Source organism: Campylobacter concisus, from assembly GCF_003048835.2.
In the GTDB taxonomy this organism is placed as follows: domain Bacteria; phylum Campylobacterota; class Campylobacteria; order Campylobacterales; family Campylobacteraceae; genus Campylobacter_A; species Campylobacter_A concisus_D.
Genome location: NZ_CP060705.1, coordinates 857,967 through 883,518 on the forward strand (window position 1 = coordinate 857,967; position 25,552 = coordinate 883,518).

The window sequence follows — 25,552 nt, forward strand, 5'->3', positions numbered from 1 at the left end:
CTTTCAAATTTATTTCGACTTGATCTTCACGCCCTTCATTGAGTTGAGCAGAAGCCAGATCGTCGTGCCATTGTGAAGCATAGCAGTTGCTATTGGATTTAGCATGCCAAGTGTTGCGGCACTTAGTATGGCTGTATTTACGCCAACGGTTGAGCGGAAATTTGAGCTTATTAGCTTCATCGTCTTATTTGCGAGCTCTTTTGCAAGCGCCACGCTCATAATGTCATCTTTTAAAAGGCTTATATCAGCCGTTGCTTTAGCGATATCTGCACCTTTGTGCATGCTTATGCCAACATTTGCTTTTGTTAGACTTGGCGCGTCATTTATACCATCTCCGACAAAGGCGACCTTTTTGCCTTCATTTTTTAGCTCTTCGATGATCGCTGCTTTGTCCGTTGGTAAGCACTCAGCATATACTCTATCAAGCCCTAGCTCGCGCGCTACCTCTTCAGCCTTGCTCTTGATGTCGCCACTTAGCATAACTATCTCTTTTACGCCAAGATTTCGTAGTTTTGCCACCATATCTTTAGCGTTTGCTCTCATATCATCTTTCATAGCTATGACGCCAACAAGCTCTTTGTCATATCCTACATAAAGCAAGGTTAGACCGCTTTGCAAAGCCTTATTTATGAGCGTTTCGTGAGCTTTAAAGCTTATCATCTCATCATCTTCTAAGAAGTGCCTACTGCCGATGACCACCTCTTTGCCGTTCATAGCAGTTTTTACGCCGTGGGCCACGATAAATTCGACCTCGTCATGGTGAATGTGGCTAAATCCACGCTTGTTTGCAGCCTCGACTATCGCTTCAGCTACTGGGTGGAAGTAGTGCTCCTCGGCACTTGCGGTTAAATTTAAGATATCAGCCTCTGAAAATCCATCTTTAAAAGAGTAAATTTCAACCACACTTAGGCGTCCATGAGTTAGAGTGCCGGTTTTGTCAAAGACAAAGGTATCAACCGAGCTTAGAGCCTCGATCGCCTTTGCACCTTTTATAAGGATGCCGTTTCTGCCGGCTTTTGAGATGCTTGACTTAAACGCAACTGGCGTAGCAAGCTTAAGCGCGCAAGAGTAATCAGCCTGAAGCACGCTAGCAACGCTGTTCATATTTTTATTTATAACATACGAAAGCCCAGCAAGAGAGAGCGTGACTGGCACAAGTTTATCAGCTAGTTTTAGAGCTTTTACGCCGATAGCTGACTTTTCATTGAGCGAGCTTTGGATGTACTTTTTGATCCTTGCGGTTGCGGTGTCGTTACCTACGTTTTCAGCCCAAATTTTGATCCTGCCCTCATCGACAACAGTACCACTTATGACGCGGTCGCCTCTAGCTTTTGCCACGGGTTCTGCTTCTCCAGTCATTGAGACTTGATTGACATCAGCATTACCCTCGACGATGTAGCCATCAACGCCTATCGTCTCGCCAGCTCCCACGACTACGATGTCACCTTTTTTTAAATTTTCGGTTTTTACCTTTTCAAGCGTCTTTTCACCGTTTAAATTTCGCTCGACCCATACCTCTTCGATGTTTGGTTTGGCTAGCTCTTTTATTAGATCATCACTTCTGTGGCTAGCACTTTCTTCCATGTATTCGCCGATATTTATCATCAAATTTGTGCTATTTGCAGCCAAATGATCGCCCATTGCAAGGCTAGTGCCAATAGCAGTTGCCTCAAGCACTTTTGAGGTGATGCCATCGTACCTTAGCTCTTTTGCACCTTCTATTAAATTTGGAGCTGTTGCGTAAAGAGTTACGGCTGATTTTAGAGTTTTGTTACTCATAAACGGCGTTACACCAAGTGCAGCAGCAGCTTTGTAGATATTTGCTTTGCTAGGCAGGCTCTCATCTTTTGGCTTGGTTGGAAAATCATAGCTCTTTATAAAATCTAAAATTTTCTCATAGCTCTTATCAAACTCGACGACGATGCTTTTTGCATATTTATTTACGCGCACGCTTCTTGCATCGGTTCGCTCTGAGATCGCAGCCTCGATAGCGCTGACATCGCTTCTGGCATTTATGCTCTCGCAAATAAACCTCGCTCTATTTTTGCTCTTATGAGCTAGAGTGACCTTATTTTTGTGAGTCAAGTTCAGCTTTGACATCTTCAAAACGCTCTTTTAGTTCTTCTATGCCAGCGTTTATTAGCTCGCCACCTTTGATGATCGCTTTAAATACGCACTCTTGTGCTTTTGGATTAGTTAGCACATAAGCTGCTATGCCGCCTAAAAGTAGGCCTTTTACAAAGCCAGCTGCGTTAAAATTTTCAGGTACAAATGGTAAATTTTGAGCTGCATTGTTTATTGCATTATCAACTGCACTTGGCTGAGTTGCTGCTGCGTCATTTGCTGCTACTTCGTTTGCGTTTTCTTCATTGATATAAGGGTTATTCATTATTTGCTCTCCAATTTTATTAGTTCTTCAGCTATCAAAAGACCGCCGATGCCAGCTGCTGTGAAAGCTGCTGCGTTTAGATATTTTTTTTGCGCTATCAAATTTGAAGCGTGAATGCCAACAGCACCTACAAAACCGCCAGTTACAGCGTATTTTACTATCTTCTTAGCGACATCTTTTTTAGTTGCTCTGTTGTTTAGATAGTCGTTAAAGCCAAGTGCAGCCGCACCCATGCCAGCGATTAAGGCTCCGCTGATGAAGTGATCAAACGGAAGCCTTGTATTTGAAAGCGTAAAAAGACTATTTTCTTGCATTCTCTATCCTTAAGCTATATCGTTTGGTGCGATAGCTTTTGGAGCTGCTGGCTTTTTAGCGCGTGGTTTTCTTGTTTTTTTAACCACTTTTTCAGCCTCTTTTTCTACTTTTTTAGCGCCACGTTTTGCTTTTTTCTCTTCTTTTACCATGAAGTCTTTTGCGTCTTTTGCGACGTTTTTACCTTTTTTGTAAAGATCTTTTGCAGCCTCTTTGCCTTTGTCTAAGCCATCTTTTGCGCACTCTTTGATCTTATCTCTTTTACTCCAAGCAACTACTGCTAAACCGCCTACTGCTAAACCTGCTAAAAATGGTAATGCCATTTTAAATCCTTTCTTTGTTTGATTTTGTAAATTATTCATCTTCTCCATCCTTATTTAAATTTTTGCTAACTACTGAAATGCCTAATGCCCCAAGTGCAAGCCCGCTAAAAAACGAGAAATTTGGGTTGTTTGTGATCTTTGCCAACTCGCTTTTATCAGCCTTGCCACTTGCGATATTTTGCAAGCTTTTAGTTATCTCATTAAAGTCATTTTGATAGCTTTCTAAAATATTTGTTATGCCATTTTGCTCAAAATTTTGTGAAATTTCATTTAAATTTAGCTCATTTTTTGCCACAGCTCCGCTATAAATTTCTTTTAAGCAATGCCTTAAAGAGGCGATGTATTCGTTATTTGAAGTAGCCCAAAGTCTAAAAAATAGATCTTTTAGCTCCTCATCATCTAAGCTTTCACAAAATTTTTCATACATTTTGTTTAGCTCATTTTCATAGTTTAGTGCCTCTATCAGCGCATCTTCTTTATTTTTTGCTGGCAAAAAGATAGCTTCGTTTTCACAAACAAGCTCATACTCATGCGCGCTTGCAAATTTCTCTATCAAGATGATCGCATTTTTTCTTACGCTTGCGATTTGATCAAATACTTCACCAAACGAAGCTAGGCTTTCACATAGCCTTAGTGCGTTTTTTTCGCTCGTATAAGAGGCGTTTAAAAGCTCATTAAGCATATTTTACTTCTTTTGCTACTTCATTTACTTTAGCTGAAATTTCTTCTAAATTTTGCCCTTTTAAGAGATCCTCCCAGAGATTTTTAGGGAAAATTTCATGGTCGTATTCGATCGTTACAGAGCCGATTATCTTGTTAAATTTAACATTTTTTATGCCATTTATCTGAGCGATCATATCATCTAAACTAGCTAAATTTACGCTACTACTTAGCTCTTTGATCTTTGGGCTAACCCTTACTCTTAGTCTGCCATTTGTGTGAGCTATCATCGAAAAATAGCTTGCAACTTGTGCTAAAGTTTGTGTTTTTATATCCATTTTCATCCTTTTATTTTGTCTGCGTATTATCTAATCTGTAACTTAAATCAATCTGAAATTTTTTTGTCTTTCATTATCAAAAAGCAAAATGAAATGATAAATTTAAACCCCATTTTTTGCTTGGCAATCACTACAAATTCCATAAAGTATCATCTTGTGAGACTCTGCGCTAAATGAACTTTGGATACAAATTTGCTCCTGCCTTTGCTCTATCATCTCATCTTCAAAATCAACCACCTTTCCGCAATTTTCGCAGATCAGATGATCGTGAGAGGATTTTAAATTTAACTCGTAATTTTTAACACCATTTTGCTCAAAACTATTTGCCAAATGGTGCTCTTCAAGAAAATTTAAAAAGGTATATATAGAAGTCATTGAAATTTCATTTTTGTAAATTTCATAAATTTTTTGACAAATTTCTTGAGCATTTAGATGTGACTTGCTTGCAAAAAGCACACGCAAAATTTGCTCTTTTATCTCAGAGCCTTTTTGACCAAAAGCTTTTAAAAACTCGTTAAAATGCTTGTAAAATAGTTCAAAGTCTTCCACAAAATCCCTATCAAATTGATAATGAATGTAAAGATTTTACAACTTTTCTACTAAAAAATGCATAAAATTTATTACAAATTCTAAGTAAAGTATTTTATAAGCTTCTTTTGGTATAGTTTCGCATTTTTTAAATCAGAATTAAGGAACGAAATGACTTACGACGAGCTAGAATTAGACGCCGTTTTGTTAGAGGTTTTGGAAAATAGAGGCAGCTTTGACTCGATGGATGACGAAGAGCTTTACGAGCTTATCGAGCAAGTCGCGCAATATACTGACGGCGACTACGAAGAGGCGTTTGAATATATGACTCAATTTTCTCCGATCCCTAAAAAACGCTTTGTATCACTATTTATGGTTTAGCAAAAGGCTAAGCCATAATCTTGCTAATTCATAAACTAAATTTCAAAAATCTTTAAAATGTAAAAAAGAGAGCTTGACTCTTCTAAAAGAGCCAAGACATGAGGTTATTATAAGAAGTATTTTGAGATTATCTCTTTAAATTTGATTGTGTATTTGCTAGCTTTTGGGCTGTTGTTGTAGATATCTTCAAAGTCATACATTCTCTCGTAGTAGTCGTTTGTATCTTGTGCGTTTATCTTAAGTCTTGCCACATCTAAGCTAACGCCAACAAAAGCTCCACTAGTCTTGCCACGCTCCTCGACAAATGCTGAAATTTCAGGCAAATCACTAGCTATCGCTACTTCGTTACCAACACCGCCAGTTGCCTCTGCTTTTAGGCTGATCGTATCTTTTGCGTTAAATAAGCTTGCATAGGCTTCCGAGTTTTTAAACAAAATGATCATATCAGCCGAGCTATATCCTAGCTGAAGGCCGATGCTGCCAGATGTGTAATTTACAAAAAATGGGCTTGACCACTCGCCATTGTCGTTTTTAGCGATAAATACGCCTCTGCCTTTTGAGCCAGTGATGATCGCGCCTGCTTTTGTCACGTCTGGGATGATAGCGATGGCTTTGATGCCTGTAAATTTAGTATTTGGTTTTAAATTTCTAGTGCCAAAAGCGTTTAAAATGTTTATCGCATTTTTTAATTTTTGATTTTGAATCACATCAGCGTTTAAATTTAGCGCAAAAAATGAGCCGATCAAAAAGAGTAAAGTTAGAATTTTTTTCATCAAATTTCCTTATTTAAAATTTTTGTTATTATAGCCTAAAATAAACTATTATTTAAAAATTTATTAATGAAATTTTATGAGATTTCATTATAAAATGCCCATTTTTTAAGGAAAAATATGAGCTTAATACTTTTTGTGGAGTACGTTGGTATCGCATCAGCTGCGCTTAGTGGCTTTTTGTTTGCTGTAAAGAGGGAGTGTGACTGGCTTGGCGTCTTTTTGTCCGCATTTTTGACCGCACTTGGAGGCGGTATCATGCGTGATATGCTCGTTGGCAGGGCAGTTTATTCATTCACTCACTACATGCCAGTAAGTGTTGTCATCTTTATGCTTGTCGTATCTAGGATCACAAATTTACATATAAAAAGAGAGGGCTTGGAGAAGAAATTTGTCTTTATCTTTGCCGACGCGATCGACGTTATCTGCTTTTCTATCGTTGGAGCAATGGTTGCCATCGAGTATAGTTACAACATCTTTGGCGTCATGATGATCGCCTTTTTTAACGGCGTTGGCGGCGGTATCTTAAGAGACATCTTGCTAAACGAAGTCCCGTGGTTTTTACGCACAGGACTTTATGGCACGATAAGCCTTGGCGTGGGGCTTGCCTACTTTATCCTCTATCATCTGGGCCTTACCAACATATTTTTTACCATGCTTTTGCTAGCTGCTGGTATCACGGTCAGGATGTTTGCATTTTATAGAGGCTGGAAGCTGCCTGATCTATGAAATTTAGCGAGTTTTTTGATATCTGGGTCAATGAAAACTACTATAAATTTGGCGTGGATATCGGCAAGAAGGGCGATTTTTACACAAATGTAAGCGTTGGCTACCTCTTTGGCGCCTGCCTTGCAAACTACTTTATAAAGTTACTTAAAAATGGCGAAATTTCTAGCTCTTGCAAGGTCGTGGAGATCGGCGCAAACTCAGGCGACATGCTGGCTGATTTCGCGCAGGGCATTTTTACGCTTGAGCCAGAAATTTTGTCAAATTTGGAGCTTATCATCATCGAACCTCATGAAATTTTACGTAAAAAACAGCTTGAAACCTTTAAAAATCGCTTTGGTGACGAAGTAAAAATAAAACACTATGAAAATTTAGATGAGTGCTCGTTTGATGAAATTTTTGTCATCTCAAATGAATTGCTTGACGCATTTGGCTGCGAGGTGATAGACGCAGATAATATGCTTTTTGTGGATAGCGATCTAAAATTTCACTGGCAAAAGGCAGATCAAAATTTACTAGCTCTTGCAAAGAAATTTGGCATAAAAAAGGGCGAGATATCAACTAGCTACGCTAAATTTGCGCTCCAGCTTGCAAATGTGGCTAAAAAAATTAGATTTTTAAGTTTTGACTACGGTGAATTTGAGCCAAAAAATGAATTTAGTCTAAGAGTTTTTAAAGATCATCAAGTTTTTTCTTTATTTGAAATTTCAAACCTTGAGCCACATTTTAAAAGCTCAGACCTAACTTATAGCCTTTGTTTTAAGCAGGTAAAAGAGGCTTTCTCTCTGGCTGGCTTTTTGATGCTTAAATTTAAAAAACAAAATGATGCCTTAGTTTGCGACTTTGGCGTGGATGAAATTTTATCTTTGGTGCTTGAAAAAGGCAGCAAGCAAGCCTATGAAAATGTCACCAAACAGGCAAAATTTCTACTCTCGCCAGAGTTTTTGGGTGAGAAGTTTAAATTTATAGAGTTTTTAAAGGGCTAGCCTAGCGATATCAGCGTAATCCGCCTCACAAGCCTTCAAAAGGTCATTTGGAGCTATCTTTATCTGCTTGCCTCTTACTCCAGCGCTTACTAGCACATACTCTTGCGCTTTTGCTCGCTCATCGATGAATGTGGCAAAGTGCTTTTTCATAGCAAGTGGCGAGCAGCCGCCCCTAATGTAGCCGGTGATCTTTTCTAGGTCTTTTAAGTTTATGAGCTCGCAGCGTTTGGCCCCGCATGCATGAGCAAGTGCTTTTAGATCAAGCTCCAGATCGCCTTGTAAGCAGGCAACGACAAAATTTTTAGGCTCGCACTGGCAGACGATAGTTTTGTAAATTTGCTTTATATCTTGCTTGGTGCTAGCTGCGACGTGAACGGCTGAAAGATCGTTTAGATCAACTTCGTATTCAAGTATCTCATACTCTATTTTTAGATTGTCTAAAAGCCTAGCGGCGTTGGTTTTATGTATCATCTTTTCTCATTTTTGTGAATTTTTTGTATAATTATAGCCAAAACTTAAAGGAGGAAAGATGGCTGAAGAAGTTGAAGAGAAAAAAGCAAAAAAAGGTGGCAATGGCGCTTTGATGATAATCATCATCGCGATATTTGTTTTATTGCTAGTTATCGGAGGGCTAGTCGCGTTTTTGATGCTTAGTTCGGACGAGCCAAAAGAGGCAAATATGGCGCAAACACCAGCTCAGACTCAAACTCAACCAGCACCAGCTCAAAATAAAGCAAAACGCGGTGGCAACGACTATTCGAACATGGGACCGATATATCCGCTTGATCAGTTTGTCGTAAATTTACTTAGTGAAAATGGATCAAGATTTCTTAAAACTAAGATCGATTTAGAGCAAAGCGACGAGCTACTAACTGCTGAGCTTGATAAGAAAAAGGCACTTTTAAGAGATATCATAATAAGAACGCTATCTTCTAAAACTTACGAAGAAGTAAGCACTGCAAAGGGCAAAGATAGGCTAAAAGACGAGATCGTCGGCAAGCTAAATGAAGTGCTAAACGACGGCTACATAAAAAACATATTTTTTACTGATTTTGTGGTGCAATGATAGGCATCGATATCGTTAAAATAGACAGGATATCAAGGCTGAAGGCTCGTCACGGCGAGCTTTTTTTAAAGAGATTTTTAAGCGATGATGAGATCGTGCTAGCAAAAAATGATGCGACTTTGGCTGGATTTTGGGCGGCCAAAGAAGCAGCTAGCAAAGCCCTTGGTGTGGGCATCAGCAAAGAGTGTGGCTTTTTGGACATTGTGCTTAGCAAAAGCGACAAAGGAGCACCAAAAATAAAATTTAGCCCAAGAATTTATACTCATTTTAATATCAAAGAAGCAAGCCTTAGTATAACTCACGACGGCGGATTTGCCGTAGCTGCAGTGATGATCGTATGAAATTTGTCTGTTTTAACTTTTAGCTACTTTTTTATGTAAAGCCTAATTTACAAATAAATACCTATATAAACTTTTTTACAAAAAAGACGAAATTTGATATAACGCTTTGGTGATCATAAGAACTAAGGATAGTAAAATGCAAATTTCTAATAATCTTTCAACCCCTAACTATCTCTCAAGAGAAAACATAGCAAGAGAGATGGGCTTTAAATTTAACGATATAAACGAGATACTTAGTAACGATATGGGTCATAGCATGACATTTCCTAAGTATGCAAGGCTAGATGATAAAGAAAGAGCAAGAGAATATGACAGATATGATCACTCACTCACTGGCTTTGTAAAAGGCGAAGGAGAGGCAAGAGTAAGCATACTTGGCAAACTAATGGGCTATGACGACTCTTTTTCAAAAGATGAGATAGATGAGCTAAAGAAATTTATAGATGATAGCGGTGTTTTAGGGCTTGAGAGAAATCCAGCGTTTGAGCCAAAGGGAATTTTCAAAGATCCATTAAATAGTAAAAAGCTTAGTGTTGATGATTTTATAGATCAGTTTGCAAATAAAAAAATCCTCTCTTTTATAGCTTTTGGTGGTAGTAAGACAGCTGAACTACTTGATAGCGATATGAGTGTTGATGAGTTCAAGGGCAAATGGGCTAAATTTGCACTAAAGGAGCGCTTTGGTTTAGAGCTTGACGAAGAGCTAGCAAAAGAGACTATAAATTCTATTAACGATCTTGAAACACAAAACGAAGAAGATAAAAAAGAGAAGAAATTTACACCTATACAAGTTACTAAAAAGTCTCAAACCTATAAGCTTGAAGCCGATGAGAGATTTAAGGAGCTTTATAAATTTATAAAGAGTGAATTTGATAGTGGCAAGAGTATGTTTGAAATTTTAGAAAAAGTGGCAAAGTTTAAAGTGGATAAGACGGCATAAAAAAATGGGGGTGGCTGAAATGATAACTAGCATAAACGGACTTAGCAATACACCAATACAAGATAACACTATCCAAAAAGAAAATGTAGCCAAAGAAAGCAAGCAAGACAAAAACGCTACCGAAGAAAAATTTGATTACTCAAAGTATATGTTTAGACCCTGGACTGATAATGTAAAAGAATTTATTGATATAGACCAAAGTAAAGAGGGTTGGATAACAGATACTATAAATCGAATAGATAATATGCTGTCTGATTATCCCATGAAAGAAAGAAGAGCTTTAGCATCAAAATATCCTCCAGAAACTATGGAAGAATTTAGAGTTGGAGAGTTACAAAGCTATATGGATTGGCTACTTACCAACTCTGTTGATGGCAAGCCAACAATAAATGGCTTTATGATTGGTCTTGGCACAGCAGAAGAAGCTGAGCTAGAAGATTTTATGAACTCGTTTCCTGAAGATACAATGATGAGTAATGATGGTGCTAGATTGTTTGCTAGAGCAGATCTAAGCATAGAAGAGTTTAAGAAGCTTTATAGAGAAGATGTAGAAAAAACTACAAAAGAGCATAAAGAATTTCTAACTAAACTACACAAAGAAGAGCAAGAATACAATGCAAATTTTGCCAAAGAGCAAAATGAGAAGAAATTTAAACCTATGCAGGTTAAAAAGAAGTATGAGACCTATGATATAAACAAGGATCAAAAATTTCTCTTTGCAAGAGAGCTTTTAAATTTTAAAGAAAAAAGAGGTATAGATGTCTTAGAGCTTATGCAAAAGATAGACAAGAAGCAAATTTTAAATAAGATGGCTTGATGGATTAAAGATAGCCACCTTTTAAATTTATCTATTTAGATTTTGTCTCGTTTTGAAGCTTTGTGGCATGAGCTAGCACACTATCTACTATCTCGCTCGCACTTTTGCCATCTTTTGAAATGAGTAAATTTCTCTTTAGTAGCTCTTCTAAGATAAATTTGATCATCTTCTCATTTTTTAAAAGCCTTGAGAGAGGCACTACATCATCAGCCAAGCTTTGCTCATTCATTAGCTTTGAGTAAGAGCTTGCTTCCGCACTAAGCTTCGTCTCACCACTATCACTAGCGATAGGGCTAAAACTCTTTAAAAATCCCACAAACACACCAGCATTGCTATAAGTATCATCTGCTTGATATACAGACATGTCAGGGTTAAATGTATATTCGTCACTGGCTCTTGTGTCAAGATGCTCTTTACTAAAATTTAGCTCATAGACCTCGTGGCTTACTCCAAAGCCTCTAAGCTCATCTCTAACGCTCTTTGCTTCACTAACTTGATCAAATGTTTTATATACATTTGTAACGGATATTAGGCTCACATCTTTTAAGAAATTTGCATTTTTACCAAAGGTTTTTTGATTGGTATCTAGGCTAAAGCCTTTTGGTAAATTTGTTAGATCAGCTTCGCCATATCTATCTTTTTCATCCCTTACAATGCTTTTAAAAAGTTTATAGTAGTGCTTTGTAGTATCAGCTACATCTATCTTTTCAAAGGCAGCCTTGCTTCTATCTTGCGCAAAAAGATATGTCTTGTTGTTGTATCTAACTATCTCATCAAGCGTGCTTTTATGGATTTTAAAGTCTTGCGGCAAGCCTACAGCTTTGTTAAAGTCAGCTCCCATAAACCCAGCCTTATCTACTGTGTAGCCGTAAGCTTGAAGATCACTGAAATTTAAAGAGATGAGGCTGTTTTGTGAAGAAGAGACATAGTTAAATTTAGCAGGCTCTTGGCTTGGCTCGCTAATCTTTTCTTTGGTTTTTTGGTTAAAGATATCACTAAAATTTGTAGATCTATCACGTTTATGTTGTTGCTTGGTGTATGAATTTACATTTGTGCTTAAGACGCTAATACCATTCATAGCTTGCTCCTTGATAAAAGCAAGCATGATTTGTTCCAGAGTAAATTTACATCCACTCAAGCACTTGCGTGATATCTTTGGCGTAAAAGCACTTTAGGCCTTGTGTGTCAAGCGGTTTATTTGGGATGATCGCGTTTTTAAATTTCTGCGTTTTTGCCTCTTTTAGTCGCTGATCGAGGTTGAAAATTTCTCTTATCTCGCCATTTAGGCTTAGCTCGCCGATGAAGACGCTGTCCTTGCTGATAGGGCGGTTTTTGAAGCTGCTGATTATCGCTGCGATGACGGCTAGATCGGCAGCGGTCTCGCTTATCTTAACGCCACCTGAAACGTTTATAAAGACGTCGTAGTGCCCAAGTGGAATTTCAAGCTTTCGCTCAAGTAGGGCTAGCAGCATATCTAGACGGTTTCTCTCAAAGCCAGTCGAGCTTCGCTTTGGATAGGCGCTTTCGCAAACAAGTGCCTGAATTTCTATGCTAAGCGCCCTTGAGCCTTCCATTATGATAGTGATCGCACTGCCACTCATCGCCCCGCCACGTGTGAAAAATTTACTCGATACCTCATTTGCGCTCACAAGTCCGTGCTGGCTCATCTCAAAGATGCCAACCTCGCTCGTCGAGCCAAAGCGGTTTTTAAATCCACGCAAAATTCTAAGCTCTCTACTCGCATCGCCCTCAAAATAAAGCACTACATCGACCATGTGCTCAAGCACTCTAGGCCCTGCGATCGAGCCCTCTTTGGTTATGTGACCGATGATGAAAACGCAGATATTTTGGTTCTTTGCAAGCCTCATCAGCTCAAATGTGATCTCGCGAACCTGCGTGATAGATCCTGGAGCGGAGGTTATATTTTGGCTATAAAGCGTTTGTATGGAGTCTATCACTAGCACCTTGTAGTCGCTCTTTTGCACTTCTAGTAGGATATCTTCTAGGCAAATTTCAGTTAGTAGGTATAAATTTTTATCCACCGCATTTAGCCTGTTGGCTCTCATTTTTATCTGGCTTTGGCTCTCTTCGCCGCTTACATAGAGCGTTTTTTTGCCGTCTTTTGCTAAATTTGAGCCGATTTTTAGAAGTAGGGTTGATTTGCCAATGCCAGGACTGCCGCCTATAAGCACAAGTGAGCCCTCAACCACGCCACCGCCAAGAACAAGGTCTAGCTCGCTATCTTTGGTGCTAAATCTCGTGAAATTTTGAATTTCAACTTCGTCTATGCTTATGGCTTTGCTAGGTGTGCTGCTGCTTTTTGCTATCTCTTTACTTATCTTTATCTCTTGTTGGCTAAGCTCGACAAAGCTATCCCAAGCCCCACATTGTGGGCATTTGCCCAGCCACTTTGCCTGTTGATTACCGCAAGCTTGACACTCAAAAACTGGCTTTGCTTTTGCCATAATATATCCTTTTTAAAATTTCAACTACTATCACTCCAAAAGTCGCTCCGATCATGTCAGCCACGATGTCAAGCAGGCTAAAGCTCCTATTTGGTAAAAAAGCCTGAACGAGCTCTATTTGCACGCCAAAGGCTAAAAGTAGGGCTAAATTCTTTAAAATTTTAAACTCATAGCCAAGGTAGAGCAGTATATAAAGGACGAAAAAGGCTAAAAAATGGTTTGCTTTGTCCCACGAATTTTCGATGATCGCGGGACTTTTTGGAGTAAATGCAAGAAAATCAATCGCCAAAAGAGCAGCGAAAAAGCAAATTTTACTAAGAAATTTTACCCTACTCAAAAATGGCGTCCATCAGCTCGTCTAAAAACTCGTCTGGGTTAAATTTGATGATATCATCCATGCTCTCGCCAACGCCTATATAAAATATAGGTAGCTCAAGCTCCCTTGCCACGCCAAATAGCGCTCCGCCCTTTGCAGTGCCATCAAGCTTTGTGATGATGACGCCATCAAGCGAGACGATCTCGTTAAATGCCTTTGCCTGTGCGACGCCAGCGTTGCCCTGCGTGCCATCAAGGATGAGGATCTTGCGGTGAGGCGCCTTTTCGTAGGCTTTTTTGCTGATGCGAACGATCTTGTCAAGCTCGTTTGCTAAATTTGTCTGATTTTGAAGCCTGCCAGCCGTGTCTAGGATGACGCGGTCGATGCCTTTTGCAAGGGCCGAGCTGATCGTGTCGTAGGCAACTGCTGAAGGATCATGCCCTTGCTGGGTGGCGACTATAGGCACATTTAGTCTGATAGACCACTGGCGCAGCTGCTCGATCGCCCCAGCTCTAAATGTATCGCAAGCGCCCAAAATGACGCTTTTGCCGTTATTTTTATATAAATTTGCTAGCTTTGCGATGGTCGTCGTCTTTCCAGCGCCATTTACGCCAAGGATAAGATCGACAAATGGCTTATCAGGCTCGATCACGCGCTCGTTTTCGTAGATAAAATAGCTACTCATAACGCGTCTAAGATCGGCTCTGCTCACTTCATCTTGTGGCGGCAAGTAGTATAAAATCTCCTCTACGATCTCGTAAGCCACGTCAGCTTCTAGTAAAATTTCCTCTAAGCTCTCTTTGTCGATCTTTTTCGACTTTTTAGCCGAGCTTATCGCTCCAAAGGTCTTTTCAAAGCCTCTTTTTAAAAACTCAAGCATTATTTTATGGCCCTATTTATGTCAGTTTCAAGCATCTCTTCAGGCACAAGACCGATGTAGCCTTGAGCGTAGTCGCCATTTGCTTTAAAAAGCGCAGATGCTGGGAGTCCTTTGATGCCGCCCATCGCCTTTTCAAATAAGAAATTTCCCTCGCCGACTGCGATGTCGTATTTGATCTTATATTTTTGTGCAAATTCTTTTACTTCGTCCTCGCTCTTGTCTTCAAGCAAGACGCCAACGATGTTTAACTCGTTTTTAAATTTCTCACTTAGGTTGTTTAAGTGCGGGATCTCAGCCTTGCATGGTGGGCACCAAGTAGCGAAAAATACGTAAAGTGTCGCTTTTTTGCCATCTTTTACGTCAAAGCCATTGCTTCTTTTGGTTACTTGCATCGTGCTGCCACTTATGAGCTTTAAATTTATCTCATTTGTCTCTTTTGTGTCGCCGCTTTGCGTGTTTTCGCTAGTTTTTAAAGCTGGCGTCTCTTTGCTCGTGTTTTCATCTTTGGTGATGTTTTTTTCTGTTAAATTTTTACTTTCTACGGCTTGCTCACTTGGCTTTTGCTCGCTTTTTTTACTCGAATCATCGCCGCATCCAAAAAATGCAAAAAGGCAAAGTAATGTTATAATTGCTCGTTTTAGTGTCATAAATTTCCTTTAGAATAAGATCTCGGGATTATACAAGAAAGAGCATAAAATGAGCGTTAATTTAGAAAAAAATGAATTTAGAAAAAATGCAAGAGCAAATTTGATGAGGCTTGCTAAATTTAAGGCTAAATGCTCACACTACCAAGCTACAAAAACGCTTTTAAATTTGATAAATTTTACAAATTCTAAGAAAGTTTTGCTCTATTTGCCGCTTGATTACGAGGTCGATGTGCTTAAAATGAGAAGAAATTTATCACGAAGATGTGAAATTTTTGCCCCTTTTATGGTAGGTCTTAGTTTAAAAATGGTAAGATTGCGACTGCCATTTGTCACTTATAAATTTCACGTCAGACAGCCTTCTGGCAGAAAAATGGATAATGTAAGACTTGATATGGCGGTAGTTCCAGCGATTGGGGTTGATGGAGCTATGGCAAGGATAGGGCACGGAAAAGGATTTTACGATAGATTTTTTGACACTTTGCCCATTAAGCCAAAACTGATAGTTTTCTTAGAGGTAAAAGACTTTTACACCAAAGATGTGCTCTCGCAGGCGCACGATGCGGTAGGAGACTTTTATATAACCCCAAGTAAAAATTATATAAAAAGAGGAATAAATGATAGAGGTTTTAATAGGCTTAGGAGCCGGTGTGGTGGGCGTTGGAGCAGGGTATCTCTACGCCAAAAAGATAAATGATGCAAACTACAACATATTTTTAGAGCAGGCAAAAGCAAAGGCAAAAGCCATTGAGTATGAAGCTGAGCTAACGCTTAAAAACTCTAAAATTTCAGTGCAAGAGGCTGAATTTGAGGCTAAAAAAAGATACGATGACAAGACGACAAAGCTTCAAAAAGAGTATGCAAGTAAATTTGATGAGCTAACCAAAAAAGAGAAAATTTTGCTAAATGAGCAAGAGCTTTTAAATGAGAGTAAAGAGCTTTTTGAAAAAGACAAGCAAGATGCAAAGGTTACTTACGAAGAGGGCTTAAATTTAAAAGCGACTTATCAAAACAAAGTAGAAGAGGCGATAAGGGTGCTTGAGCACGCTGCTGGCTTAACGGAGGAAGAGGCAAAAGAGGTCGTACTTAAAAAGGTCGAGGAGAAGTCACGCGCCGACATCGCTCACATCGTTAGAAAGTACGAAGAAGAGGCAAAAAGAGAGGCTAAAAAGAGGGTTAATTACATCTTGGCGCAGGCTACGTCAAGATTTGCTGGAGAATTTGCGGCCGAGCGACTGATAAATGTCGTAAATATCAAAAACGATGAGTTAAAAGGCAGGATCATCGGTAAAGAGGGGCGTAACATCAAAACCCTTGAAATGGTCCTTGGCGTTGATATCATCATCGACGATACACCACATGCGATCATCTTAAGCAGCTTTAACCTTTATAGACGTGCGATCGCTACAAGAGTGATCGAGCTTTTGGTGGAGGATGGCAGAATTCAGCCTGCAAGGATAGAGGATCTTCACAAAAAAGTGACTGAAGAATTTGAGCAAAGCATACAAGAAGAGGGCGAAAATATCGTCATGGACCTTGGTCTAAATAAAATTCACCCAGAGATAGTAAAACTAATAGGCAAGCTTAAATTTAGAGCAAGCTACGGTCAAAACGCCCTTGCTCACAGCCTTGAAGTGGCTCACCTTGCTGGCATCATCGCGGCTGAGTGCGGCGGAGATGAGAAGCTAGCAAAAAGAGCTGGCATACTTCACGACATCGGCAAGGCGCTAACTCACGAGTACGAGGGCAGCCACGTTGATCTTGGAGCTGAAATTTGCAAACGTTACAAGGAGCATCCAGTTGTTATTAATGCGATCTATGCTCACCACGGCCACGAAGAGGCGACAAGTATAGAAAGTGCTGCTGTTTGCGCAGCTGACGCACTAAGCGCAGCTCGTCCAGGAGCAAGACGTGAGGTGCTTGAGAGCTTCTTAAAACGTGTTGAAGAGATCGAAAACATCGCAAAAAGCAAAGAGGGCATCAAGCAAGCTTATGCGATCAACGCTGGCCGTGAGATCCGTGTCATTGCAAATGCTAAGCTCATAAACGACGATGAGGCAGTGCTTGTGGCAAAAGAGATCGCTCAAGAGATCGAGAGCAAGGTGCAGTATCCTGGTGAGATCAAAGTAAGCGTCATCAGAGAAACTCGCGCTGTTGATTTTGCGAAATAACGGCGAGATATGAAATTTCTTTTATCATTAATAATGTTTTTCTCGTTTGGCTTTGCCAGCGAGGAGCTCGTGCTAGACTCAGCAAATTCGTTTATAACGACGATGAGAGGCGCTAGAAACGCTCCTATAAAAGAGCTCATCGAGCAGTCAAAGGCGACGATCATCTTTCCAAGTGTAAAAAAAGTCGGTTTTGTAGTCGGTGGCATGGGCGGAGATGGCATCATGGTCGTTGGCAACATCAACTCGCCAAGTGAAATTTTGCCAGTTAGTATAAGTGGCGGCAGCATCGGCATACAGCTTGGTTATGAAGATAGCTCGCTTGTGCTATTTATATTTAAAGATAGCATCATCTACGACATAAAAGACGCCAAGATCACGCTTGATACGAAGCTTTCGGTGGCGTTTGGTGATATCGGACGCAATTATAGTAAAGTAAGCGACTTTAAATTTTCAAGCGACATCTACGCTTACGCTGCAAACGACGGATTTTTCGCTGGGGCTAGCTTTGGCGGAGCAGTCATTAGCGCAAAGGATGAAATTTTAAAGCAAAGTGGCTACGCATACGAGCAGCTAATATCTTCAGCTTCTAAACTTTTGGGGCAATGATGCAAGATATTATAAACTCAATCTCAATTTACGGCTACGTTGTGCTGTTTTTTTACAGCCTTGGTGGTGGCATGGTTGCGCTTATCGCCGCTGGGATATTAAGCTTTGCAGGCAAAATGGACATCACTCTTAGCATAATCGTCGCTGCCGTGGCAAACACGATAGGCGATACTTTGATCTTTTACGTCGCAAGGTTTAACAAAAGTTCGCTTATGCCTTATGTGAAAAATCACAAAAGAAAGCTTGCCTACGCTGGAATTTTGGCAAAAAAGCACGGTGATAAGATAATATTTATCAAGAAATTTATCTATGGCGTCAAAACTTTGGTGCCTATCGCACTTGGACTTACAAAATACTCTTTTTATAAATTTAGTGTTATAAATTTGATCTCTTCAGTGCTTTGGGCGGTGATCGTTGGTCTTGCTAGCTACAAAGCAGGGGATTATTTCGTGAGTGTGAGTGACTATCTTGGCGCGCATGGATATATCATGCCACTTGCTATGGTAGGCTTATTATTTGGTATCTGGTTGTTTTTACAACACATTACAAAAAGGAGAAAAGTATGAAAAAGGTGATATCTGCTCTAATCGTAGTTATCGTGATTATCGCAGGCGCTGTTTATTTCGCCTCAAACAAGGTTGAGGAGAACTATCAAAGGATAGTTGATAGACTAAATGATGTAAATGGCTTTAAAGTTTCAGAAAATAGCTATCAAAAGGGCTTTTTTGGCTCAAAAGGATCATTTGATCTTGTAGTTTCAAAAGATCTTTTGAAAAATTTAGCTGGCAAAGATGTAGATGAGGATCTAAATTTTAAGGTAGAAAATGAAATTTCTCACTCAGTGCTTGCATTTGTAAATGGTTTTGAGATCGACTCAAAAATTTCTATACAAAATGAAGCGATAAAAAATATCGTGGCTTCATTTCTTGGATCAAATGTCATCGCAACGGCTAAAACAAAGGCCAGCGTGAGTGGCGATAAAGATGTAAATGTTAAATTTAGCGATATCGACTTTAGCGACAAGCAAACTATGAACGTTCATACAAAGGATGTGAAATTTGGCTTGAAACTAGACGCAAAAGATAATGTAAATAGTGCAAACTTGGGCCTTGAAAAAGTTGTTTTAAAAGATCTTAATGAAGAAAATAAAGCAGAAGTTAATCTTGAAGGCGTCGATATAGATACAAGTTACACTGTGCCAGTTGAAATTTCAAAGATATTTGAGAGCAAACTAGCCCCTTACGTAGCAAAGGCTAAGATCAAAAAACTAGCATTATTAGATGAAAAAGATGGCAATGTTGCTTTAGATGATCTTGAGTATAGCTCGAAATTTGAAGTCTCAAATGATCTTGGTAGCTCAAAAGATGTGGTGAAGATAGGTGCAGTTGCTGTTAATAAAGTGAAATTTACAGATTTTATCTTAGATAGCAAGATAGCAAATATCAACGTACCAACTATAAATAATATACTTGATAGACTAAGCAATGTAAATGTTGATTCAAATGAAAGTGTCTTTGCTGGGCTAAATTTAGACGAAGTAATGGGTCAAATTTTGGAGAAAAACCCAAGTGTGAAAGTGGATAGATTAAGCTTTAAAAATGGCGATAATGCGATAAAATTGAAATTAGACGCTGCTATTAATGGCTTTAAAAGCGGAGAAAGTCAGCTTGCGATCTTTGATAAGCTATCACTTAATGGTGAGCTAAGTGTAGATGAGACTTTAGCTAAATTTTTTGATACACTCTTCCCTGAGATGACTCTTATCGAGCCAACGCTTATATCTGCTGGATATTTAAAAGAAGATGGCAAAAAAGTAGTAAGTAAATTTAAGTACGATCCAAATAAAAAAGATATTATTTTTAATGAAAAGGTTGGACTTCAAAATTTATTTATGGGCTTTTAAAAAAATAGCCTGATTTTTATCTACTTTTAAGCATCACTTCTATATACTTCACTTTCTGTTTTGCAGAGCGCAGAGCAGAAAGTTCTTTTAACTTACAATTGTTAAACTATTAGTCAATCTTTGAAATCTAAACAAGTGATCGATTGAGCCAGTCTATTATGATTAAATAATAGATTAGACAAACTAATATAAAAACTAAAAGTTTTTTTGATTAAAAACTTCATAATAAATACTAAAAAGCAATTTTAGTAAAAACATTATTACTAGATTGCATTAGCAATCCTAGTCTTTAGTGTTGCTTCTTAGTAAAGCTCTGCTTTACGCTAAAGAAGGTTAATATGGAGAGTTTGATCCTGGCTCAGAGTGAACGCTGGCGGCGTGCCTAATACATGCAAGTCGAACGGACAAGTAAGAGCTTGCTCTTATGAGTTAGTGGCGCACGGGTGAGTAATGTATAGCTAATCTGCCCTACACTAGAGGACAACAGTTGGAAACGACTGCTAATACTCTATACTCCTGTCTGACATAAGTTAGATAGGGAAAGTTTTTCGGTGTAGGATGAGGCTATATTGTATCAGCTAGTTGGTGAGGTAATGGCTCACCAAGGCTATGACGCATAACTGGTCTGAGAGGATGATCAGTCACACTGGAACTGAGACACGGTCCAGACTCCTACGGGAGGCAGCAGTAGGGAATATTGCTCAATGGGGGAAACCCTGAAGCAGCAACGCCGCGTGGAGGATGACACTTTTCGGAGCGTAAACTCCTTTTGTTAGGGAAGAACAATGACGGTACCTAACGAATAAGCACCGGCTAACTCCGTGCCAGCAGCCGCGGTAATACGGAGGGTGCAAGCGTTACTCGGAATCACTGGGCGTAAAGGACGCGTAGGCGGATTATCAAGTCTCTTGTGAAATCCTATGGCTTAACCATAGAACTGCTTGGGAAACTGATAATCTAGAGTGAGGGAGAGGCAGATGGAATTGGTGGTGTAGGGGTAAAATCCGTAGAGATCACCAGGAATACCCATTGCGAAGGCGATCTGCTGGAACTCAACTGACGCTAATGCGTGAAAGCGTGGGGAGCAAACAGGATTAGATACCCTGGTAGTCCACGCCCTAAACGATGTATACTAGTTGTTGCTAAGCTAGTCTTGGCAGTAATGCACCTAACGGATTAAGTATACCGCCTGGGGAGTACGGTCGCAAGATTAAAACTCAAAGGAATAGACGGGGACCCGCACAAGCGGTGGAGCATGTGGTTTAATTCGAAGATACGCGAAGAACCTTACCCGGACTTGATATCTAACAAATCATCTAGAGATAGAAGAGTGTCTGCTTGCAGAAATGTTAAGACAGGTGCTGCACGGCTGTCGTCAGCTCGTGTCGTGAGATGTTGGGTTAAGTCCCGCAACGAGCGCAACCCACGTCATTAGTTGCTAACAGTTCGGCTGAGCACTCTAATGAGACTGCCTTCGTAAGGAGGAGGAAGGTGTGGACGACGTCAAGTCATCATGGCCCTTATGTCCGGGGCGACACACGTGCTACAATGGCATATACAATGAGAAGCAATATCGCGAGATGGAGCAAATCTATAAAATATGTCCCAGTTCGGATTGGAGTCTGCAACTCGACTCCATGAAGCCGGAATCGCTAGTAATCGTAGATCAGCCATGCTACGGTGAATACGTTCCCGGGTCTTGTACTCACCGCCCGTCACACCATGGGAGTTGATTTCACTCGAAGCCGGAATACTAAATTAGTTACCGTCCACAGTGGAATCAGCGACTGGGGTGAAGTCGTAACAAGGTAACCGTAGGAGAACCTGCGGTTGGATCACCTCCTTTCTAGAGTACATATAGATATTCTCTCACAAGATATCTATAAGAAAGATATTCTCAATCATCCTTGTTTAGTTTTGAAAGATTGATAGACCTATAGGGGCCTATAGCTCAGCTGGTTAGAGTGCACCCCTGATAAGGGTGAGGTCACAAGTTCAAGTCTTGTTAGGCCCACCAGAGAATTTAATTGGGGAATTAGCTCAGCTGGGAGAGCGCCTGCTTTGCACGCAGGAGGTCAGCGGTTCGATCCCGCTATTCTCCACCATAAAATAGTTTAACAGTAAAAGTCTATATTAAGTGTTTTTAGAAACATTTACTTTAGACTTTTAAGCGTACTTAATCTTTATTGATGACGAAGTTGCCGAAAGCAACTTTGTGCTTTAGGGGTTTCCAAAGGGTGTAACTCTTTGGTCGTAAAGACTAGCTTGCTAGTCTGCGAAGTCTAAATGTTCTTTTAATTAATATTGTTAATAGTCACAAGCAAGTTTTAAAAACAATTTTACAGGACTTGTTAAAGATTTAAATTTCTATCATCTTTGCATTTAATGCAAAAGTTTGACATCACAATCTATTTAGGATTTAAAACTTATCTAAATAGTAGTCAATGCTTTCCGTCTTGAGAGCTAGAATTTAAATGTAGTAACATAAAGTTATCTTTAACAAGGAAGTGATGCGAATTAGAATAATCTAATATAGAAAAGGTAAGCTACAAAGAGCAAGTGGTGGATGCCTTGGCTAGTAGAGGCGATGAAAGACGTGCCAGGCTGCGATAAGTCTCGGGGAGCCGTCAAGGGGCTTTGATCCGGGAATTTCTGAATGGGGCAACCCAACTAATAGAGATATTAGTTACCGTATAACGGAGCGAACGAGGGGAATTGAAACATCTTAGTACCCTCAGGAAAAGAAATCAAAAGAGATTACGCTAGTAGCGGCGAGCGAACGCGTAAGAGGGCAAACCACTAGTTTACTAGTGGGGTTGTAGGACTGCAATATAGACTAAACTTAGCTAATAGAACGACCTGGAAAGGTTAGGCACAGAGGGTGATACCCCCGTATATGAAAGCTTTGTTTTACTTAGCAGTATCCTGAGTAGGGCGGAACACGTGATATTCTGTCTGAAGCTGGGTAGACCACTATCCAACCCTAAATACTACTACTAGACCGATAGTGCACAAGTACCGTGAGGGAAAGGTGAAAAGAACTGAGGTGATCAGAGTGAAATAGAACCTGAAACCATTTGCTTACAATCATTCAGAGCCCTATGATTTATCAGGGTGATGGACTGCCTTTTGCATAATGAGCCTGCGAGTTGTGATGTCTGGCGAGGTTAAGGAAACCCGGAGCCGTAGCGAAAGCGAGTCTTAATAGGGCGTTTAGTCAGACGTTGCAGACCCGAAACGATGTGATCTATCCATGAGCAGGTTGAAACCGGTGTAAGAACCGGCGGAGGACCGAACCCGCTAGCGTTGAAAAGCTATGGGATGACTTGTGGATAGGGGTGAAAGGCCAATCAAACATCGTGATAGCTGGTTCTCTCCGAAATATATTTAGGTATAGCGTCATGTAGTAACACTAGGGGGTAGAGCACTGAATGGGCTAGGGCATACACCAATGTACCAAACCCTATCAAACTCCGAATACCTAGTGTGTAATCATGGCAGTCAGGCGGCGAGTGATAAAATCCGTCGTCGAGAGGGGAACAACCCAGACTAACAGCTAAGGTCCCTAAATCTCATTTAAGTGGAAAACGATGTGGAGTTACTTAAACAACCAGGAGGTTGGCTTAGAAGCAGCCATCCTTTAAAGAAAGCGTAATAGCTCACTGGTCTAGTGATTCTGCGCGGAAAATATAACGGGGCTAAAATGAGTACCGAAGCTTTAGACTTAGTTTTACTAAGTGGTAGGAGAGCGTTGTATTTGCGTTGAAGGTATACCGGTAAGGAGTGCTGGAGCGAATACAAGTGAGCATGCAGGCATGAGTAGCGATAATTGGGGTGAGAATCCCCAACGCCGTAAACCCAAGGTTTCCTACGCGATGCTCGTCATCGTAGGGTTAGCCGGGTCCTAAGCAAAGTCCGAAAGGGGTATGCGATGGAAAATTGGTTAATATTCCAATGCCAACTATAATGTGCGATGGAAGGACGCTTAGAGTTAGAGGAGCCAGCGGATGGTAGTGCTGGTCGAAAGGTGCAGGTTGGAGTTCAGGCAAATCCGAACTCCTTTAAGCCGAGGCCTTACAGGTGCGTGAAGTTCTTCGGAATGAATCGTAAATCCTTGATACTGTCGAGCCAAGAAAAGTTTCTAAGTTTAGTTATAGTTGCCCGTACCGTAAACCGACACAGGTGGGTGGGATGAGTATTCTAAGGCGCGTGGAAGAACTCTCTTCAAGGAACTCTGCAAAATAGCACCGTATCTTCGGTATAAGGTGTGCCTAACTTTGTGAAGGATTTACTCCGTAAGCATTGAAGGTTACAACAAAGAGTCCCTCCCGACTGTTTACCAAAAACACAGCACTCTGCTAACTCGTAAGAGGATGTATAGGGTGTGACGCCTGCCCGGTGCTCGAAGGTTAATTGATGACGTTAGCTCTGCGAAGCGTTTGATCGAAGCCCGAGTAAACGGCGGCCGTAACTATAACGGTCCTAAGGTAGCGAAATTCCTTGTCGATTAAATATCGACCTGCATGAATGGCGTAACGAGATGGGAGCTGTCTCGAAGAGGGATCCAGTGAAATTGTAGTGGAGGTGAAAATTCCTCCTACCCGCGGCAAGACGGAAAGACCCCGTGGACCTTTACTACAGCTTGACACTGCTATTGGGATAAAAATGTGCAGGATAGGCGGGAGGCTTTGATCCATAGACGCCAGTTTATGGTGAGCCATTGTTGAGATACCGCTCTTTTTTATTCTGATAGCTAACTAGCTTGAGTTATCCTCAAGTAGGACAATGTCTGGTGGGTAGTTTGACTGGGGCGGTCGCCTCCCAAAATGTAACGGAGGCTTACAAAGGTTGGCTCAGAACGGTTGGAAATCGTTCGTAGAGTATAAAGGCATAAGCCAGCTTAACTGCGAGACATACACGTCAAGCAGAGACGAAAGTCGGTCTTAGTGATCCGGTGGTTCTGTGTGGAAGGGCCATCGCTCAAAGGATAAAAGGTACCCCGGGGATAACAGGCTGATCTCCCCCAAGAGCTCACATCGACGGGGAGGTTTGGCACCTCGATGTCGGCTCATCGCATCCTGGGGCTGGAGCAGGTCCCAAGGGTATGGCTGTTCGCCATTTAAAGCGGTACGCGAGCTGGGTTCAGAACGTCGTGAGACAGTTCGGTCCCTATCTGCCGTGGGCGTAAGAAGATTGAGGAGAGTTGACCCTAGTACGAGAGGACCGGGTCGAACCAACCACTGGTGTACGAGTTGTCCTGCCAAGGGCACCGCTCGGTAGCTATGTTGGGATGTGATAACTGCTGAAAGCATCTAAGCAGGAAGCCAACTCCAAGATGAATCTTCTTTTAAGAGCTCATATAGACTATGTGTTTGATAGGCTGGGTGTGTAATGGATGAAAGTCCTTTAGCTGACCAGTACTAATAGCTCGTCTGCTTATCTTTTAATAAGCATCACTTCCTTGTTAAGGGTAAAAACTTAATAAGATATGTTTTTATAAAACTTTGTTTATGACTTTTAACTTTATTTAGTAGTGTTAAATAAGAGATTTATATAATATATCTTTTATTTAACACTGCCCGTGACTATACAGACGAGGAAACGCCTTGCTCCATCTCGAACCAAGAAGCTAAGCTCGTCCTGGCTGATGATACTCTCCCTTACTGGGATGTTGGAAAAGTAGGTCGTTGCGGGCTTTGTTGTTTGTCTGCTTAGTTCTTATATTTTTAATCCTAGTTTTTATTAGTGTTACTTTCCGCTTAAGTATAAAATTATTGGTTTTTTACTTTCTTATTTGTTTTTAATTGGTTTTTATTGATTAGGCGTAGTAAGATTTTTATGTTCGTTCTTATGTTATTGAGGTGTTTATCTTTTTAAATTTTTATTCTCTTATTGGTGTTAGGGGCTGCTTATTTGTTAGATTGCGGTTTGATGTGATGTAAAAAATGGCTTGTATAATGCTTTTTTATAGTTAGTTAGTCGGCAATATT

Annotated in this window: 26 protein-coding genes, 2 tRNA genes and 3 rRNA genes; 17 read left to right on the forward strand and 14 right to left on the reverse strand. The window is 40.3% G+C overall.

The features are described from left to right. Positions 1-9: 9 nt before the first annotated feature. From CVT08_RS04260 to CVT08_RS04290, 7 genes are all read right to left on the reverse strand, one after another. Positions 10-2,100, reverse strand: coding sequence for a heavy metal translocating P-type ATPase (locus tag CVT08_RS04260; RefSeq protein ID WP_413784350.1), 2,091 nt, complete (start codon positions 2,098-2,100; stop codon positions 10-12). Then, complete coding sequence (locus tag CVT08_RS04265; RefSeq protein WP_012001864.1) at positions 2,069-2,389, reverse strand: hypothetical protein; 321 nt, start codon at positions 2,387-2,389, stop codon at positions 2,069-2,071. Before CVT08_RS04265 ends, CVT08_RS04260 begins: the two co-directional genes overlap by 32 nt. Continuing rightward, the gene (locus CVT08_RS04270; RefSeq protein WP_021090128.1) at positions 2,389-2,703 is read right to left on the reverse strand and encodes a hypothetical protein; all 315 of its coding nucleotides are present in this window, start codon (positions 2,701-2,703) and stop codon (positions 2,389-2,391) included. Before CVT08_RS04270 ends, CVT08_RS04265 begins: the two co-directional genes overlap by 1 nt. A 9-nt stretch (positions 2,704-2,712) precedes the next feature. Then, positions 2,713-3,024, reverse strand: coding sequence for a hypothetical protein (locus tag CVT08_RS04275; RefSeq protein WP_230855955.1), 312 nt, complete (start codon positions 3,022-3,024; stop codon positions 2,713-2,715). 31 nt (positions 3,025-3,055) lie between these two features. After that, entirely contained in the window at positions 3,056-3,706 is a 651-nt protein-coding gene (locus CVT08_RS04280) for an aminotransferase (protein WP_107856932.1), read from the reverse strand. After that, entirely contained in the window at positions 3,699-4,022 is a 324-nt protein-coding gene (locus tag CVT08_RS04285) for an HMA2 domain-containing protein (protein ID WP_021088492.1), read from the reverse strand. Before CVT08_RS04285 ends, CVT08_RS04280 begins: the two co-directional genes overlap by 8 nt. Before the next feature lie 102 nt (positions 4,023-4,124). Then, complete coding sequence (locus tag CVT08_RS04290) at positions 4,125-4,571, reverse strand: Fur family transcriptional regulator (protein ID WP_107856933.1); 447 nt, start codon at positions 4,569-4,571, stop codon at positions 4,125-4,127. A gap of 150 nt (positions 4,572-4,721) precedes the next feature. Here CVT08_RS04290 and CVT08_RS04295 point away from each other — a divergent pair, with 150 nt between their 5' ends. Further along, on the forward strand, positions 4,722-4,931 hold the full coding sequence (locus CVT08_RS04295; RefSeq protein ID WP_002942234.1) for a hypothetical protein: 210 nt from the start codon (positions 4,722-4,724) through the stop codon (positions 4,929-4,931). Positions 4,932-5,038: 107 nt separating this feature from the next. On the opposite strand, the gene CVT08_RS04300 is transcribed toward CVT08_RS04295, so the two are convergent. Beyond that, a complete protein-coding gene (locus CVT08_RS04300) occupies positions 5,039-5,704 on the reverse strand; it encodes a lipid-binding SYLF domain-containing protein (RefSeq protein WP_103569923.1) in 666 nt (221 codons plus the stop codon). A 117-nt stretch (positions 5,705-5,821) separates the two neighbouring features. On the opposite strand from CVT08_RS04300, the gene CVT08_RS04305 reads away from it, so the two are divergent. Further along, entirely contained in the window at positions 5,822-6,430 is a 609-nt protein-coding gene (locus CVT08_RS04305) for a trimeric intracellular cation channel family protein (protein ID WP_021093519.1), read from the forward strand. Next, positions 6,427-7,413 carry an SAM-dependent methyltransferase gene (locus CVT08_RS04310; protein ID WP_107856934.1) on the forward strand — a complete coding sequence of 329 codons (987 nt, stop codon included), beginning with the start codon at positions 6,427-6,429 and terminating at the stop codon, positions 7,411-7,413. Before CVT08_RS04305 ends, CVT08_RS04310 begins: the two co-directional genes overlap by 4 nt. Here the strand turns inward: CVT08_RS04310 and ybaK are convergent. Continuing rightward, positions 7,402-7,884: a Cys-tRNA(Pro) deacylase gene (ybaK, locus tag CVT08_RS04315; RefSeq protein ID WP_107856935.1), complete on the reverse strand. Its 483-nt coding sequence runs from the start codon at positions 7,882-7,884 to the stop codon at positions 7,402-7,404. The two genes, CVT08_RS04310 and ybaK, sit on opposite strands and share 12 nt — an antisense overlap. 58 nt (positions 7,885-7,942) lie before the next feature. Here ybaK and fliL point away from each other — a divergent pair, with 58 nt between their 5' ends. The 4 genes from fliL to CVT08_RS04335 all read left to right on the forward strand — a co-directional run bounded on the left by fliL (position 7,943) and on the right by CVT08_RS04335 (position 10,577). Then, positions 7,943-8,479 carry a flagellar basal body-associated protein FliL gene (gene fliL / locus CVT08_RS04320; RefSeq protein WP_002942267.1) on the forward strand — a complete coding sequence of 179 codons (537 nt, stop codon included), beginning with the start codon at positions 7,943-7,945 and terminating at the stop codon, positions 8,477-8,479. Next, positions 8,476-8,820 carry a holo-ACP synthase gene (gene acpS / locus CVT08_RS04325; protein WP_107856936.1) on the forward strand — a complete coding sequence of 115 codons (345 nt, stop codon included), beginning with the start codon at positions 8,476-8,478 and terminating at the stop codon, positions 8,818-8,820. Before fliL ends, acpS begins: the two co-directional genes overlap by 4 nt. Before the next feature lie 136 nt (positions 8,821-8,956). Beyond that, the gene (locus CVT08_RS10145) at positions 8,957-9,760 is read left to right on the forward strand and encodes a hypothetical protein (RefSeq protein WP_107856937.1); all 804 of its coding nucleotides are present in this window, start codon (positions 8,957-8,959) and stop codon (positions 9,758-9,760) included. Positions 9,761-9,779: 19 nt separating this feature from the next. Further along, complete coding sequence (locus CVT08_RS04335; RefSeq protein ID WP_107856946.1) at positions 9,780-10,577, forward strand: cell surface protein; 798 nt, start codon at positions 9,780-9,782, stop codon at positions 10,575-10,577. A 31-nt stretch (positions 10,578-10,608) separates the two neighbouring features. On the opposite strand, the gene CVT08_RS04340 is transcribed toward CVT08_RS04335, so the two are convergent. Genes CVT08_RS04340 through CVT08_RS04360 form a run of 5 tightly spaced genes read right to left on the reverse strand, consistent with a single transcriptional unit; the run spans position 10,609 to position 14,885 of the window. After that, complete coding sequence (locus CVT08_RS04340; RefSeq protein ID WP_107856938.1) at positions 10,609-11,655, reverse strand: Cj0814 family flagellar-dependent secreted protein; 1,047 nt, start codon at positions 11,653-11,655, stop codon at positions 10,609-10,611. Positions 11,656-11,701: 46 nt separating this feature from the next. Next, positions 11,702-13,042, reverse strand: a complete 1,341-nt coding sequence (radA, locus tag CVT08_RS04345) for a DNA repair protein RadA (protein ID WP_107856939.1) — start codon at positions 13,040-13,042, stop codon at positions 11,702-11,704. After that, positions 13,017-13,379, reverse strand: coding sequence for a VanZ family protein (locus CVT08_RS04350; RefSeq protein WP_107856940.1), 363 nt, complete (start codon positions 13,377-13,379; stop codon positions 13,017-13,019). Before CVT08_RS04350 ends, radA begins: the two co-directional genes overlap by 26 nt. Then, positions 13,372-14,238: a signal recognition particle-docking protein FtsY gene (gene ftsY, locus CVT08_RS04355; protein ID WP_012001848.1), complete on the reverse strand. Its 867-nt coding sequence runs from the start codon at positions 14,236-14,238 to the stop codon at positions 13,372-13,374. Before ftsY ends, CVT08_RS04350 begins: the two co-directional genes overlap by 8 nt. After that, entirely contained in the window at positions 14,238-14,885 is a 648-nt protein-coding gene (locus CVT08_RS04360; protein ID WP_107856941.1) for a TlpA disulfide reductase family protein, read from the reverse strand. The genes ftsY and CVT08_RS04360 overlap by 1 nt, the downstream gene beginning before the upstream one ends. A gap of 49 nt (positions 14,886-14,934) precedes the next feature. Here CVT08_RS04360 and CVT08_RS04365 point away from each other — a divergent pair, with 49 nt between their 5' ends. From CVT08_RS04365 to rrf, 10 genes are all read left to right on the forward strand, one after another. Then, entirely contained in the window at positions 14,935-15,579 is a 645-nt protein-coding gene (locus CVT08_RS04365; RefSeq protein ID WP_107856942.1) for a 5-formyltetrahydrofolate cyclo-ligase, read from the forward strand. After that, positions 15,500-17,053 carry a ribonuclease Y gene (rny, locus tag CVT08_RS04370; protein ID WP_034901872.1) on the forward strand — a complete coding sequence of 518 codons (1,554 nt, stop codon included), beginning with the start codon at positions 15,500-15,502 and terminating at the stop codon, positions 17,051-17,053. Before CVT08_RS04365 ends, rny begins: the two co-directional genes overlap by 80 nt. Before the next feature lie 9 nt (positions 17,054-17,062). Next, complete coding sequence (locus tag CVT08_RS04375; RefSeq protein ID WP_107856943.1) at positions 17,063-17,659, forward strand: lipid-binding SYLF domain-containing protein; 597 nt, start codon at positions 17,063-17,065, stop codon at positions 17,657-17,659. Continuing rightward, positions 17,659-18,225 (forward strand): DedA family protein, encoded by a 567-nt coding sequence (locus tag CVT08_RS04380; RefSeq protein WP_196381031.1) that lies wholly within the window; start codon positions 17,659-17,661, stop codon positions 18,223-18,225. Before CVT08_RS04375 ends, CVT08_RS04380 begins: the two co-directional genes overlap by 1 nt. Continuing rightward, entirely contained in the window at positions 18,222-19,562 is a 1,341-nt protein-coding gene (locus CVT08_RS04385) for a DUF945 family protein (protein WP_107856945.1), read from the forward strand. The genes CVT08_RS04380 and CVT08_RS04385 overlap by 4 nt, the downstream gene beginning before the upstream one ends. A gap of 335 nt (positions 19,563-19,897) precedes the next feature. After that, positions 19,898-21,408 (forward strand): 16S ribosomal RNA (locus CVT08_RS04390). Positions 21,409-21,502: 94 nt separating this feature from the next. Further along, positions 21,503-21,579 (forward strand) — tRNA-Ile (locus CVT08_RS04395). A gap of 12 nt (positions 21,580-21,591) precedes the next feature. Then, positions 21,592-21,667: transfer RNA gene (locus tag CVT08_RS04400), tRNA-Ala, on the forward strand. Positions 21,668-22,101: 434 nt separating this feature from the next. Beyond that, positions 22,102-25,006 (forward strand): 23S ribosomal RNA (locus CVT08_RS04405). Positions 25,007-25,139: 133 nt separating this feature from the next. Continuing rightward, positions 25,140-25,258: ribosomal RNA gene (gene rrf / locus CVT08_RS04410) — 5S ribosomal RNA — on the forward strand. Together the 16S, 23S and 5S rRNA genes with 2 tRNA genes alongside form the textbook arrangement of a ribosomal RNA operon. The last annotated feature ends 294 nt before the right edge of the window (positions 25,259-25,552 follow it).